The organism is Protofrankia sp. Cj3, assembly GCF_917627355.1.
Lineage (GTDB): Bacteria > Actinomycetota > Actinomycetes > Frankiales > Frankiaceae > Protofrankia.
The window spans coordinates 11,064-24,021 of the sequence record NZ_CAKJTR010000072.1 but is presented as its reverse complement, the minus strand read 5'-3'; the positions used below and the strand labels follow the sequence as shown (position 1 = coordinate 24,021).

Below are 12,958 nucleotides of genomic sequence, written 5' to 3'. Positions count from 1 at the left end.
GTGGACGAAGCCGACTTCACGAACTCACCAAGATCCTTTAGTTTGGCGAGCACGGTCTTGCTGTCGACTCCAAGCTCCTTGGCGAGCTCGTGTACGCGGGCCTTTCCTACCACGGTGCTCCTTCTTTCGGCCCGCGGTCCGCCCGCGTGACCCTCGTTACCTGCTGGTCGTGATCATGGCTGCGTGCTCATCGCGCGGTCATCGCTGTCTCGACCTGCTTCCATGTCGACATCAGGTGATGTCGTCCAATCTTCCGTGAACTGCTTGACCAGGTGGCCCCTGACACGCCCAAGCCCAAGTGGCCCTGGAACGCGCAGCGCTCGCGGGAACGCCCTGCGGCGCTCCGCGAGATCGAGGCAGGCCAGGTCGGGATGCAGGTGTGCCCCCCGCCCTGGCATTCGACGGTGAACATCGGGTACGAGCTCACCACCAACTACCACCATACGCACCAAGTCGCTCCGCACCGCCCGGGTACGGCACCCTACGCAGGTGCGAAGCGGCTCCGCACGGCGCGCCGCCATCAGTCTATCCCGTTGCGCCCGCGGAGTGGTTGCCAGCAGCTGGCGACCTCCGGGCCGCGGGCGGCGTCGTGACCCGCCGGGGCACCGATTCAGGACCTTCTTTCGACGCCGGGCCACCGCTGCCTTCCGTATCCGAATGGATGTCAATGCGCCAACCGGTCAGCCGGGCGGCCAGCCGGGCATTCTGCCCTTCCCGGCCGATGGCGAGGGAAAGCTGGTAATCCGGCACGACCACCCGGGCCGAGCGAGCCGCCTCGTCGGTGACGTCGACGCGAGCGACCCGCGCCGGCGACAGCGCGTTACCCACGAAGACAGCCGGTTCGGCGGACCAGTCGACGATATCGATCTTCTCGCCGCACAGTTCGGCCATGACGGCGCGCACCCGGCTGCCCATCGGACCGATACAGGCGCCCTTCGGGTTCACTCCAGCGACGGTCGACCGAACGGCGATCTTACTGCGGTGCCCCGCTTCCCGCGCGATCGCGGCGATCTCCACCGTGCCGTCCGCCACCTCCGGGACCTCCAGCCGGAACAGGCCTTTGACCAGTTCCGGATGGGTTCGCGACAGTGTCACGGTGAGACCGTGCGCCCCGCGGACGACACTGACGACATAGCACTTGACGCGGTCACCGTGTTCGAACCGCTCGCCGGGGACCTGTTCGGCCGGCGGGAGCACACCCTCGACAGTGCCGAGGTCCACCAGGACGACCTTGGAACCGGCCCGCTGTTCGTGATGTTGCACGACCCCGGAGACGACGTCATGCTCGCGGTCGGCATATTGCCCGTAGGTGATTTCCTGCTGCGCCTCGCGCAGCCGTTGCATGATTACCTGCTTGGCCGTCATCGTCGCGATCCGGCCAAAATCGTCGGGTGTGTCCTCCCATTCACGGGTCATCCCGTCCACGGAGGTCTCCCGGGCGTAGACCGCGACATACCCCGACGTCCGGTCGACGACCACACGGGCGTCCTGCGCCGCGCCGCCGGTGTGCCGGTAGGCCGTCAGCAACGCGGTCTCGATCGCCTCCACCAGCGTGTCGAAGGAGATGTCCTTCTCCCGTTCGATCCCGCGCAGTGCCGCTACATCGAGTTTCATCGTTCCCCCTCCCCCTCCGCGTCCACCCCGGTCGCAGGATCCTCGCCGGTCGTACGGAACTCCACCTGTACCTCGGCCCGGACGACATCCGCGAAGGATATTCGCGTCACCGCGCCGGCTGGCCCATTGTGGTCATCCATCGTGAGATCAACCGATTCGGGCCCGCTGGTGCGTACTCGGCCGAGCAGCTGCCTGCCGTCCCGGGTGCGCACCGAAACCAGCCGTCCCCGGGCCCGGCGCCAGTGCCGGGCCGCGATCAGCGGGCGGTCCACCCCTGGCGAGCTCACCTCGAGCACATACGGACCAGACACGGGTCCGTCGCCATCGACCGCGTCGAGGGCAGCGGAGACAAGCCGGCTGGCCACGGCGACCGCGTCCAGATCGATACCCTCGTCACGATCCACCACCACCCGCAGCACGCTGCGGGAGCCCGCCCGGGTGATGACGACGTCCTCCAGGTCAAACCCGTGGGTCGCCAGCTCTGGCGCAAGCAGCTGGAGCAGCTCGGCCCGGCCAGCCCTGCTGGCCCGGCCCCGGTCCGCGGCGTCCGCGCCGCGCGACCGGCCCCGCCCGCCACCGGCATTGGTTGCGGCCACGGCGTCGCCCACGTCGACCCGCTCCTCTCCTTCGCCACGCGTCGGCATGACATCCTCTCGAGATCCTCAGCCTACGTCGGTCACGGCCCGAGCCTCATCCGGGGCATCCGGAGCTCTGTGTCAAGCTGCTGGTCCGTGAGCCCGATGATTCCCGGCCATGGATGCTCTAGGCGCGCCCTGCTCGGCGTGCTGCCCATGACGGCGGCCGCAGCCCTGGCCGGATGCAGCTGGACACGATCGCCTCGGGAGCCCGCCACCACCCCGGTGACGACCACCGCGGACGACGCGCTGCGCCGGTCCGCGGTCGAGTCGGAACAGGGGCTGCTCGTCGCGTACGATCGAGCTATTCTTGCGTATCCGTCAGTCGCGGCCACGCTGCGTGTGGTACGGGCTCACCACGCCGAGCATGTCAGCCGCCTGCTGGCGGCCACGACGGCCGCACCCGATGGGCCGTCACCGGCTGTCACCGTTGCGAGCACGCCTGACGTGGCCACGTCCGCGCCGGCAACCATGGCGGCGCTGCTGAAGCTGGAGCGTGGCGCCGCGGCTTCCCTGCGTGCGCAGTGCCTGGCCGCGTCGGCGAGTCTGGCACCGCTGCTGGCCAGCATCCGCGCGGCCGAGACCGCCCATGGCGAGCTGCTCGCCCCGCTGGTCGGCTGAGCCTGATGCCGGCCCCGCGGCAGCGCCCACCCGCCCCTGACACGGTACAGACGCTGTCGAACCTGCTTGCCGTTGAGCACGCCGCCGTGTATGCCGCCGCCGCGGCCGGCGGTGAGCTGGCTCCACTACGGTCAGCCGCGGAATCGACCCGCGTCCTCGCCGAGAACGCGTTCGCCGCCCATCGAGAGCTGCGCGACCGGCTGGTGGCCGAGATCCTCGACCGGGGCGGCACCGCGCCACCGGCCCAGGCCGCCTACCAGCTGCCTGCGCTATCCGGTGACCTGGCCGGAGTGCTACTGCTGCTGGCCGGCATCGAGGACCGCTCGTCGGCCGCGGCATACGACGCGATCGGCGAGCTGACCGGTGAGATGCGCGCGCTGGTGACCGATGCGCTGACGGGGATGGCCGTGCGCGGCCAGCAGGCTCGTGTCGCGGCCGGCCAGCCGGTGGCCCAGGCCAGCCGGGCGCTACCCGGCGCGTGAGAACGGCCGGTGGAGCCCGGCCGCCCAACCGTCCAGGACACCGAGTAACCGCCCGAGCCGCCCGATCACCGCGTCGGCCCCGGCCGCACCGCGCGATCCTCGCTCCCCCGGCCGAGGAGCCGCGCCGTCGGACAGCAGCACGGTCCGCATCCCGACCGCGCGGGCCCCGGCTATGTCACTCGCTGGACGGTCGCCGACAAACACCGCCGTCCGAGGGTCGCGCACGCCGAGCGAGGCGAGCACGGCGCGGAACGCATCCGGGTGCGGCTTGGCGAAAGGCAGATCGTTGGTGTAGACCCGGGCGTCGATCAGGTCCAGCAGACCGTCCCGGGCAAGCCATCGTGAGTGCCACGCGCGGGGCCAGTGCGTGTTGGTCAACAAACCGATCCGCAGCCCGCGGGTACGCACAAGGTGCAACAGCAGCAGCGCGTCCGGGTCGCACACCGTGTGCGGCGTCCAGGCGCACAGGTCATGCCGGCCAACCACCCGATGCACGGCGCTGGCCACGTCAAGCCCGACCGCCGTCGACGCCACGGCGAGCAGCTCGGTGACCGTCCCGCTGCGGCCCGACCCGCCAGCTGTTGCCCACCACTGCTGTTCGGAGCCCGCCAGCGCCCGGGTCAGTTCCCGCACGCGGCCCGGGGCGAGGTCGTGCGCGACCAGCCGCCACAGGTCCAGCAGGTCCGCGTCGTGAAAAGGGGTCAGGGTGCCGCCCCAGTCGAAGACCACCGCCTCGACAGCCGGCACCGGCGCTGGCGGCGGAACCAGCGGAACCAGCGGAACCAGCGGAACCGATGAAACCGGACGAGCGCCGTTGGTCACCGGGCGACCCAGGCGTCCTGGTCCTGGCTGAGTTCGCAGACGATGGACGGCAGGTTCCCGCCGGCGACATCGGCCAGTGTGACCTCCTCCAGCACCCGCCGCAGGCTGACCCGTACCGCGATCCACACATCCTGGAGGTGCTTGGCCGCGCCCTCGTACGCCGCGTCCTCCGGCCGGCGGCCCCGTACGCTCGCCAGCGGGCCGTCGGTCGCTCGGATCACCATCGCGATGGTGATCTCACCCGCTGGCCGACAGAGCTGGTAACCACCGTCAGCGCCACGCCTGCTCGCCACCAAGCCGCTCCGGCGGAGATCGGTGAGGATGTTCTCCAGGAACCGCAGCGGCAGGTCCTGCGCGGTCGCCAGGCTCTCGCCCTTCACGAGCTCCCCGTCGGAAGCTGCCAGTGTCAGCAACGCGCGCAGGGCATAGTCAGCTCGTGCGGAGATCTGCATGTCTCCATCTTGCCGGCCATAGTCCTAGCGCGCTCCACATAGCTGGGCCCCTCGGGGCCACCCCTCCTCCCTGCTGCCGAGACGGGTCCTGCCCTGCCTCAGCGTGACTGTTCGGGCAGGAGCCCCCGGCGGGCGCGCATCCGACGGTCCACGGCGTTGAACGCGGCGTCCACCAGAACTCCGATAATGAAGATTGTCAGCATGGATGCGATCACACCGGTCGCCTCCAGGAACTGACGGCTGTTCTCCAGATCCGAGCCGATGGACGGGTGGCCGGGCACGATGACCAGCAGCTCACCAGCCATCAGGCTCCGCCAGGCGAACGCCCAGCCCTGTTTCAGCCCAGCCACCACCGACGGCAGCGCCGCCGGTGCCACCACGAACCGGTAGAGCTTCAGGCCACGTGCGCCCATGGTGTGACCGGCTCTGGTCAGCAGCGGCGGAACATAGTCGATACCACTGATGACACCGTTGGCGACCGACGGTGCCGCACCGAGCACGACAACAAAGAGGATCGCTGATTCAGTGAGCCTGAACAGCAGGATCGCCAGCGGGAACCAGACGATCGAGGGCATGGTCTGCAACGCGGTGATGAACGAGCCGACCGCGCTCCGCAGCAGCGTGAACCGGGACACGGCCAGCCCCACCGCCGCGCCGATCAGGACCGCCAACGCATACCCGACGAAGGCACGCTGCATGGTGCGGGCGAATGCCGACCAGAAGTCGGCGCTTGTGACCCGGCGCCCGAGCTCCGGCAACGCCTCATCCGGGCCGGGCAGTACGTAGGACGGTTTCCAGCCGCTCCAGACCAGGGCCTGCCACAACAACAGGAAAATCGCGACGGCTCCCAGCTTCGGCCAGGTCGCCGACCATATCCGCAAGGCGAGCGGGCGCCTGGGCGCCTGGCCGGTGTCAAGGGCGTCCAGACCAGCGAGGGCCACGTCGGTGGATGCGTTCCGGGAGACACGGAACACATCGGATTCGATGGTCGTCTCAGCGGCCATGGCGACTCACCTCCGCCCGCAGCCGAGCAGTGATCGTCACGGCCAGCGCCGCGACCTCCGGCGCGTCAATACGGCGGGGGCGGTCGATCCCGACGTCGAAGATCTCGGCCACCCGCCCCGGCCGGCTCGACAGCAGCACGATGCGGTCCCCCAGCCGCACTGCCTCCCGCACGTCATGGGTGACGAACAGGACGGTGACTCCGGTCTCGCGCCAGATCCGCTCCAGCTCGTCATGCAACAGGTCCCGCGTCATCGCGTCGAGCGCGCCGAAGGGCTCGTCCATGCACAAGACGTCGGCATCCTGGGCGAACGCCCTGGCCAGGCTGACCCGCTGGCGCATCCCGCCGGAAAGTTCGTGCGGACGCTTGTCCGCGAGACCCGCAAGGCGAACCATGGCCAGCAGCTCCTCGACCCGGCTGGCGCGATCAGCCCGGGGAACGCCCCGGATCTTCATCGGGAGGGCGATGTTTCCCCCCGCGGTGAGCCAGGGCAGCAAGGCCGAATCCTGGAACATCAGACCGACCTTGCGCCCGCCGACGTCGACGCCGCCGGAACTGGGTCGGTCAATACCGGCGAGAATGCCCAGCAGGGTCGACTTACCGCAGCCGGAAGCGCCCAGCAGGCAGACAAACTCCCCCGGGCGGACGTTGAAGGAAACATTGTCAAGCGCCTGGACGCGGTGTGGGCCGGACCCGAAAGCCCGGCTCACACCGTCGATCCGTACCGCGCTTGCGTCAATGACAGCGGTCACGGAATCTTCTCCCCCTGTTACCCAACCGGATCTACTTCTACTTCGACGCCACCGAATCCTTGCCCTGCGTTTTCAACAGGGCATTCAGAGTAGTCAGATCGAAAATTCCGTCCAGGTTGGCCTTGGTCGTCAGGCCCAGCTCCTGTGCATGATCGGCCGAAGTGACAAGCGATGACGCGACCGGGTCGGGCGTGAATGTCAGCCGCTGCCATGCCGGCGCGATCACGGTATCCGCCAACGGCTTGCCGGAAAGTTTCGCCAGCCCTTGATTGGTGACCTGCTGGCCCTTGGCCGGGTCCGCGCCCAGCGCGTCGATCGAGGCGACGTTCGCCGCCACCAAGCGCCTGACGATCTCGGGGTGGCTCTGCGCGTAATCGGTGCGCACAACCAGCAAGGTGGTGACGAACTTGCCGTCAGGCCACTGCGAGGCCTCGTCCACCAGCAGTTTGCCGCCATCGGCGACCATCCTGGACAAGGCGGGCTCGGGTACCCAGGCCCCGTCTATGGCGCCTGACTTGAAGGCATCCACCGTCACCGCGTTATCCTGCGGGCGGATCTGGACGTCGCCGCCGCCGTTCTTGTCGGTGGCCAGGCCGTGCTGCTTGAGGTAGTACCGCAGCGCCACATCCTGGGTGTTGGCCAGACCAGGGCTGGCGATGACCTTACCGCGCAGCTGGTCGACCGAGGTGATGCCGCTCTTCACCACCAGGCCAGCCCCGCCGGAGGTCGCACCCGAGATGATGCGCAGCGCCGCGCCCTTGGATTTGACGAAGGTGTTGACCGCGGGATTGGGCCCGATGTATCCAGCGTCAAGCGCACCGGAGAGGATCGCCTCGGCCTCCTGGGTGCCCGAATTGAACGTCGAGGTCTCAATCTTCACTCCCGCGCCGAGCTTGGCGGCGAAGATTCCCTGATCAAGACCGTAGATAGCGGCTGCGTGAGTGAGGTTCGGAAAGTAACCGAGCCGCAGCGTTCCCGTCGGAGCGGCAGCCGAGCTCGCTGTCGCCACGCTGGCGTCGTTCCCCCCACTCGAGCAGGCCGTTGCCGCCAACGCCAGCGCGCCGGCCGCGAGCAGTGGCGTGATTCGACGCCACAGCCTCCTCGATGACATCAGTCTTCCCCCATATGTGCTGTCTCACGGCAAGGGCGCCTCACGACGCCATGCAAACCGATCGAACTAGTCGGAAAACTGAGCATGCCAGAGGAAGGGCCACCACGCCAGACCCAGGAGCAGGTCAAAAGGCGCCGATGACAGCTCAGAACAGGATCGACGCGAAGGTCCCGACCCGGTGGAAACCGATCCGTTCATAAGCTCGGCGCGCAGCGTGATTGAACTCGTTGACATAGAGGCTGACCACGGGCGCGAGGGTAGCCTGAGCGATCGCCACCACGCTCGCGGTGCCTGCTGCCCCGAGCCCTCTGCCCCGTAGCTCAGGAGCCACCCACACGCCCTGAATCTGGCAGACGTCTCCAGCCACCGCGCCGATCTCGGCCTTGAACACGACCCGTCCGTCTTCGATGCGGGCAAAGGAACGGCGCCGGCTGACAAACTCGGCGACCCTGGCCCGGTAGAGCGCCCCGCCGTCGACAAGTACCGGAGACACTCCGATCTCCTCGGTGAACATCGCCACGCACGCCGGCAGCAGGAGATCCAGCTCGTCAGGACGGACAGGGCGCACGGCGGGGTCAGGAGCCACCGCGGGGGATTCGGAGATCACCAACAGTGGCTGGTCCGCCCGGACCTCACGGGCTGGTCCCCAGGCCGGTTCCAGGTACCGCCACATGAGCTGGACCGCATCCGCCACGCCGACGATCGAGGAACATCGACGGCCCTGACGGCGAGCCCGGTCGGCAAACGCCTTCGCCGAAGCCGGACCCGCCGCGACAGGCCAGAGGTTCGCGCCTGAGTAACACACCGCGGTCAAGCGGCCGTCCACCACATGGCCCCACATCTGCGCGCCCAACCGCCAGGGGGCGAGCCCGCATGTCTCCACCCGGGAGGCGACGAAGACGTCCGCGACCGGGTTACGCGCGAGCACCTCCCGTACCGCGGGCAGGTCGTGATCGTCGAGTAGACGGGTGGGAGCGGAGCGCAGCGGAAGGCCCATGATCACAATCGCCGGGAACTACCCGACCGACACCGAAGGCTCGCCGGATGCCGCCCCATCAGCCTCCATCTGCTCGGCCAGCCGCATGGCTTCCTCGATCAGAGTCTCGACGATCTGCGCCTCAGCAACGGTCTTGACAACCTTGCCCCGGACAAAAATCTGACCCTTGCCGTTACCCGAGGCCACGCCGAGATCAGCCTCACGGGCCTCACCCGGTCCGTTCACCACGCAGCCCATGACGGCGACCCGAAGCGGCACCGTCATTCCCTCCAGTCCGGCGGTGACCTCTTCCGCCAGTTTGTAGACGTCGACCTGCGCCCGGCCGCAGGACGGGCACGAAACAATCTCCAAGCTGCGCTGACGCAGCCCCAGGGACGCAAGGATCCCGATGCCGACCTTGACCTCCTCAACGGGAGGCGCGGACAGCGACACCCGCAGCGTGTCACCGATGCCCTCCGCGAGCAACGCGCCAAAGGCCACCGCCGACTTGATGGTGCCCTGGAAGGCCGGCCCAGCCTCGGTGACCCCCAGATGCAACGGGTAGTCACAACGTTGCGCAAGCAACCGGTACGCCTGGATCATCACAACTGGATCATGGTGCTTGACGGAAATCTTGATATCGGTGAAACCGTGCTCCTCGAACAGGGAGCACTCCCACAGCGCCGACTCCACCAGCGCCTCCGGGGTCGCCCGGCCGTACTTGGCCAGCAGACGCTTGTCCAACGAGCCCGCGTTCACGCCGATCCGGATAGGCGTGGCCGCGGCGGAAGCGGCGCGAGCGATCTCCCCGACCTTGTCGTCGAATGTCTTGATGTTGCCGGGGTTGACCCGGACCGCCGCGCAACCCGCATCGATCGCGGCGAAAACGTACTTCGGCTGGAAGTGGATGTCCGCGATCACCGGGATCGGCGACTTCTTCGCGATGGCGGCCAGCGCGTCGGCATCGTCCTGGCTGGGGACAGCCACCCGCACGATCTGGCAGCCGGCCGCGGTCAGCTGCGCGATCTGCTGCAACGTGGAGTTGACGTCGGACGTGAGCGTCGTGGTCATGGACTGGACGGAGACCGGCGCGTCCCCACCGACCGGCACGCTGCCGACCTGGATCTGCTTGCTACGACGCCGGGTGACGAGCGGGATGGCCGGCGCTTCGGGCATGCCGAGAGTTATTGTCACGATGTCCTCACTGGCGTGTCGATGCTCGGAAGCTGGATGGAAGCTGGACGGAAGGTCATGCGGTACTGGCCAACGCCGGAGGACGCGGTGTCGCTGACAGCAGGCCACCATCTAGGCCCTCGGCACCGCCGGGCGCAAAAATATGATCACATACTCCTCAACCACCAGAGACTCTTGGGAACCACCGGGCGCGCGAAAAAAATTATGATCGCACGCTCTTTGGCCACCAACTCCTCCTTCGCCGTACGGGACCCGCTGTCCGCGTGTCGCGCGGGCACGCAACCGCCCGGCGCAACAGGCGCCAAGGCCTGTCCGATGGATATCGGTCGATGCGGGTGGTGATCCAGCAGGTGGTCCGCAAGGCGGAGGAGGAGCCGATAGTGGTGTTCTACCGGTGACGACGACAACGCGGTGGGGCGCCTGCTGAGCATCGATCCGCGCGATCGAAGATCCATCAGACAGGCCCTAGTTGAAACTGATCGGATTGACAATGTCGGCGGACAGAATGAGCAAGCTCAGGACAACGAAGAACGCAACCATGGCGTATGCCGCGGGCAGAAGTTTCACGAGGTCGACCCGTTTCACCGGCCCCCGGTAACCGGTCAGTCGGCGCGCCCCGTGCCGCGCCTGCTCGAAGCCGAGAACCGCCAGGTGCCCGCCGTCCAGCGGGAACAGCGGTAGCAGGTTGAACAGGCCGACCGCCAGGTTGACCCCGGCCACCAGCACGAGGAAGTCACCTATCCGCTGGCCGACGGAAACGTCCTGCGCCGACAGCAGTTCACCGCCGGCCCGTGCCGCGCCGACCACGCCGACCAGACCGTTTGCGTTCCGGTCCTTGCCGAAGAGGTTCGTGAGGTCACCCAGCCGGTGGACCAACGTGTCGTACATCCCGGTGACGCCACCGCCGAGGATGCGCGCGGTTCTCGGGATGGCCGAAATCGGGTTGTAACGCACAACGTCGACGCCCTGCGCAATGCCGATTGCCCCGACCTGATCATTGCCCGCCAGCCCGGTCTGACGGTCACGACGGACCGAGACCAGCTCGGGCCGTAGTGTGAGGATCTGACCGCCCCGGTCGACAACGAGGGTCGCGAACCCCGGACCATGATCACGAATGAGGCGGGTGAACTGCGCCCAGTCCCGGATCGGCGTCCCGTCGAAGCTCACGACCCGATCGCCGACGCGCACACCAGCCAGCTCGGCTGGCCCTACCGACGCCTGCGGGGCACACGGGCCACTCACTGGCACGCAGACCGTCCGGCCGACCTTGTTATCGCTGGGACGCATGGTCCCGAGCAGCAGCAGCACACTGTAGATCAGCACAATGGCGATGACGAAGTGCATGAACGACCCCGCCGCCAACACCACCGCCCGCTGGCGTGCTGGCCGGCTGTGGAAAGCCCGATCGGCGTCAGCCGGATCAATCTCCTCGAGTGGGGTCATCCCTTCGATCTTGACGAATCCCCCGGCCGGAAGCGCCTTGATCCCGTACTCGGTCTCACCCCGAGTACGGGACCACAGCGTCGGGCCGAACCCGACGAAGAACTTCGATGCCTTCATGCCGTAGTGACGAGCCGTCACAAAGTGGCCGGCTTCATGGAGAACGATGGAGACGATCAGGGCCAAGGCAAACGCGACGATACCAATCGCGTTGGTCATGGTGCGATCACACCCCGATCACAGCGCTGGAGAATCTCGCGTTGTACCTCAGTGTCACGAAGGCATCACTGTTCGATCAACTCCTTGATCGATGATGGCACGCACCTGTTCACGCGCCTCCTGCTCCGTACTCAACACCTCGTTGAGGCTCGGATGTTGCACCACCGTATGCGCCGTGACCACTTCGGCCACAACATCGACAATGCGCACGAACGGCAGGCGGTGCCCGAGGAAGGCCGCCACGGCCTCCTCATTGGCGGCGTTGAAAACGGCGGGCGCCGTCCCACCACGACGCCCGGCCTCACGGGCGAGATCGATCGCCGGAAACGCGACCGCGTCCACGGGCTCGAAGGTCAACGACTGGGCGCGCCGCCAGTCCATCGGGGCCTGTGCATCGGGTATCCGATCGGGCCATCCCAGGGCAAGGGCGATCGGCAGGCGCATGTCCGGCGGGGAAACCTGCGCCAACGTCGACCCGTCGACGAACTCGACCATCGAGTGCACCAGCGACTGCGGGTGGACGACAACGTCGATGTCGTCATAGGGCACCCCGAAGAACAGATGCGCCTCGATCAGCTCGAGACCCTTGTTCATGAGGGTGGCCGAGTTGATCGTAACAAGCGGCCCCATGTCCCAGGTGGGGTGCGCCAGCGCCTGCTCTGTTGTCACCTGGCCCAGTTCAGCGCGGGAACGGCCCCGAAAGGGCCCCCCGCTGGCGGTGAGGACAAGTTTACGAACCTCCTCGGCCCGGCCGCCCCGCAGGCACTGGGCAAGCGCCGAATGCTCGGAATCCACCGGGACCAGCCGGGAGGGGTCGCCGTCCAGCGCATCCAGCACCAGGGGGCCACCGGCGACCAGTGACTCCTTGTTGGCAAGGGCCACCGTACGGCCAGCCCGCAGCGCGGCGAGCGTGGGCGCGAGGCCGACCGACCCGGTGATGCCGTTGAGGACGACGTCGGCGGGCCACGCGGCGATCTCCGTGGCCCCTTCCGGCCCGGTCAGGATCTTCGGGATGGCGTACTCGCCCTTACGGAAGCCCCGCCGGGAGGCCTCCGCGTAGAAGGCGAGCTGGAGATCCTGCGCTGCGGAGGCCCGGGCTACGCCAACCGCCTCGACACCCAGCTCAAGGGCCTGAGCAGCCAGCAGGTCAACCCTTGCCCCACCGCCGGTCAGCGCGACGACGCGGAACCGGTCGGGATTGCGTTTCACCACATCAATGGCCTGGGTTCCGATGGAACCAGTCGAACCAAGCAGGACAACCTCGCGCGGCAGCGGCGTCTCGACCACGTCGACCATTGTCGCAGGCGCCCGGACGCCACGCCGACACGTGTTCGCCACCCGACACCTGGCCCCGCCTGGGCAGGACTCCCGCGCCGGAAAGAGGACAGTGGTCACCGATAAAGTGTTCTTTGCCATAGTCAGGCCGACCTCAACCTGAATAGGCGAAATTCACCAAAAACCAATGACTCCGCGTGAGCAGGTATGCGGCACGCCCCCATATACACCGACACGCTGCCATCATGAAAATACGCACCGTTATCACATGTTCTCGGGGAATGGGAGGCCCCGTATCCGTTGATTCGCGGAGGGACTATTGGCGGGATGCTTCGGTAGCGCTGGAGGACGCGCCGGTGCTA

15 protein-coding genes are annotated in these 12,958 nt (G+C 67.6%); 2 read left to right on the top strand and 13 right to left on the bottom strand.

Going from position 1 to position 12,958, the window contains the following annotated elements:
• The 4 genes from MJ783_RS23660 to rimP all read right to left on the bottom strand — a co-directional run.
• The coding region (locus MJ783_RS23660) for a translation initiation factor IF-2 N-terminal domain-containing protein (RefSeq protein WP_370651607.1) at positions 1-113 on the bottom strand (113 nt) is incomplete at its 3' end.
• A 60-nt stretch (positions 114-173) separates the two neighbouring features.
• Positions 174-521 carry a YlxR family protein gene (locus MJ783_RS12005; RefSeq protein WP_255720292.1) on the bottom strand — a complete coding sequence of 116 codons (348 nt, stop codon included), beginning with the start codon at positions 519-521 and terminating at the stop codon, positions 174-176.
• Positions 522-525: 4 nt separating this feature from the next.
• Positions 526-1,614 carry a transcription termination factor NusA gene (gene nusA, locus MJ783_RS12000; RefSeq protein ID WP_239310493.1) on the bottom strand — a complete coding sequence of 363 codons (1,089 nt, stop codon included), beginning with the start codon at positions 1,612-1,614 and terminating at the stop codon, positions 526-528.
• Complete coding sequence (gene rimP / locus MJ783_RS11995) at positions 1,611-2,258, bottom strand: ribosome maturation factor RimP (protein WP_239310492.1); 648 nt, start codon at positions 2,256-2,258, stop codon at positions 1,611-1,613. Before rimP ends, nusA begins: the two co-directional genes overlap by 4 nt.
• A gap of 96 nt (positions 2,259-2,354) precedes the next feature.
• Between rimP and MJ783_RS11990 the strand changes: the two genes are divergently transcribed.
• Together MJ783_RS11990 and MJ783_RS11985 are read left to right on the top strand one after the other, a co-directional pair.
• A complete protein-coding gene (locus tag MJ783_RS11990; protein WP_370651606.1) occupies positions 2,355-2,870 on the top strand; it encodes a hypothetical protein in 516 nt (171 codons plus the stop codon).
• Between the two features lie 5 nt (positions 2,871-2,875).
• Positions 2,876-3,352, top strand: a complete 477-nt coding sequence (locus MJ783_RS11985; protein ID WP_239310490.1) for a DUF4439 domain-containing protein — start codon at positions 2,876-2,878, stop codon at positions 3,350-3,352.
• On the opposite strand, the gene MJ783_RS11980 is transcribed toward MJ783_RS11985, so the two are convergent.
• From MJ783_RS11980 to dxr, 9 genes are all read right to left on the bottom strand, one after another.
• On the bottom strand, positions 3,338-4,174 hold the full coding sequence (locus MJ783_RS11980) for an HAD family hydrolase (protein WP_239310489.1): 837 nt from the start codon (positions 4,172-4,174) through the stop codon (positions 3,338-3,340). The genes MJ783_RS11985 and MJ783_RS11980 overlap by 15 nt on opposite strands.
• Positions 4,171-4,626, bottom strand: a complete 456-nt coding sequence (locus tag MJ783_RS11975; protein ID WP_239310488.1) for an Rrf2 family transcriptional regulator — start codon at positions 4,624-4,626, stop codon at positions 4,171-4,173. The genes MJ783_RS11980 and MJ783_RS11975 overlap by 4 nt, the downstream gene beginning before the upstream one ends.
• Positions 4,627-4,724: 98 nt before the next feature.
• Positions 4,725-5,630 carry an ABC transporter permease gene (locus MJ783_RS11970; protein WP_239310487.1) on the bottom strand — a complete coding sequence of 302 codons (906 nt, stop codon included), beginning with the start codon at positions 5,628-5,630 and terminating at the stop codon, positions 4,725-4,727.
• Positions 5,620-6,381, bottom strand: coding sequence for an ABC transporter ATP-binding protein (locus MJ783_RS11965; protein WP_239310486.1), 762 nt, complete (start codon positions 6,379-6,381; stop codon positions 5,620-5,622). Before MJ783_RS11965 ends, MJ783_RS11970 begins: the two co-directional genes overlap by 11 nt.
• A gap of 37 nt (positions 6,382-6,418) precedes the next feature.
• Positions 6,419-7,492: an ABC transporter substrate-binding protein gene (locus MJ783_RS11960; RefSeq protein WP_239310485.1), complete on the bottom strand. Its 1,074-nt coding sequence runs from the start codon at positions 7,490-7,492 to the stop codon at positions 6,419-6,421.
• A gap of 145 nt (positions 7,493-7,637) precedes the next feature.
• On the bottom strand, positions 7,638-8,489 hold the full coding sequence (locus MJ783_RS11955; RefSeq protein WP_239310484.1) for a GNAT family N-acetyltransferase: 852 nt from the start codon (positions 8,487-8,489) through the stop codon (positions 7,638-7,640).
• A gap of 18 nt (positions 8,490-8,507) precedes the next feature.
• The gene (gene ispG, locus MJ783_RS11950; protein ID WP_239310483.1) at positions 8,508-9,662 is read right to left on the bottom strand and encodes a flavodoxin-dependent (E)-4-hydroxy-3-methylbut-2-enyl-diphosphate synthase; all 1,155 of its coding nucleotides are present in this window, start codon (positions 9,660-9,662) and stop codon (positions 8,508-8,510) included.
• 465 nt (positions 9,663-10,127) lie between these two features.
• Positions 10,128-11,321: an RIP metalloprotease gene (locus MJ783_RS11945; protein ID WP_239310482.1), complete on the bottom strand. Its 1,194-nt coding sequence runs from the start codon at positions 11,319-11,321 to the stop codon at positions 10,128-10,130.
• A 54-nt stretch (positions 11,322-11,375) separates the two neighbouring features.
• Complete coding sequence (gene dxr, locus MJ783_RS11940; RefSeq protein ID WP_239310481.1) at positions 11,376-12,617, bottom strand: 1-deoxy-D-xylulose-5-phosphate reductoisomerase; 1,242 nt, start codon at positions 12,615-12,617, stop codon at positions 11,376-11,378.
• Positions 12,618-12,958: the final 341 nt, after the last annotated feature.

Coding starts and splice junctions, on each gene's coding strand:
- MJ783_RS11985 (WP_239310490.1), top strand. CDS start 2,876: ATGCCGGCCCCGCGGCAGCGCCCACCCGCCCCTGACACGGTACAGACG.
- MJ783_RS11975 (WP_239310488.1), bottom strand. CDS start 4,626: ATGCAGATCTCCGCACGAGCTGACTATGCCCTGCGCGCGTTGCTGACA.
- MJ783_RS11955 (WP_239310484.1), bottom strand. CDS start 8,489: ATGGGCCTTCCGCTGCGCTCCGCTCCCACCCGTCTACTCGACGATCAC.
- MJ783_RS11945 (WP_239310482.1), bottom strand. CDS start 11,321: ATGACCAACGCGATTGGTATCGTCGCGTTTGCCTTGGCCCTGATCGTC.
- MJ783_RS11960 (WP_239310485.1), bottom strand. CDS start 7,492: ATGTCATCGAGGAGGCTGTGGCGTCGAATCACGCCACTGCTCGCGGCC.
- dxr (WP_239310481.1), bottom strand. CDS start 12,617: ATGGTCGACGTGGTCGAGACGCCGCTGCCGCGCGAGGTTGTCCTGCTT.
- rimP (WP_239310492.1), bottom strand. CDS start 2,258: ATGCCGACGCGTGGCGAAGGAGAGGAGCGGGTCGACGTGGGCGACGCC.
- nusA (WP_239310493.1), bottom strand. CDS start 1,614: ATGAAACTCGATGTAGCGGCACTGCGCGGGATCGAACGGGAGAAGGAC.
- MJ783_RS11990 (WP_370651606.1), top strand. CDS start 2,355: ATGATTCCCGGCCATGGATGCTCTAGGCGCGCCCTGCTCGGCGTGCTG.
- MJ783_RS11970 (WP_239310487.1), bottom strand. CDS start 5,630: ATGGCCGCTGAGACGACCATCGAATCCGATGTGTTCCGTGTCTCCCGG.
- MJ783_RS12005 (WP_255720292.1), bottom strand. CDS start 521: ATGGCGGCGCGCCGTGCGGAGCCGCTTCGCACCTGCGTAGGGTGCCGT.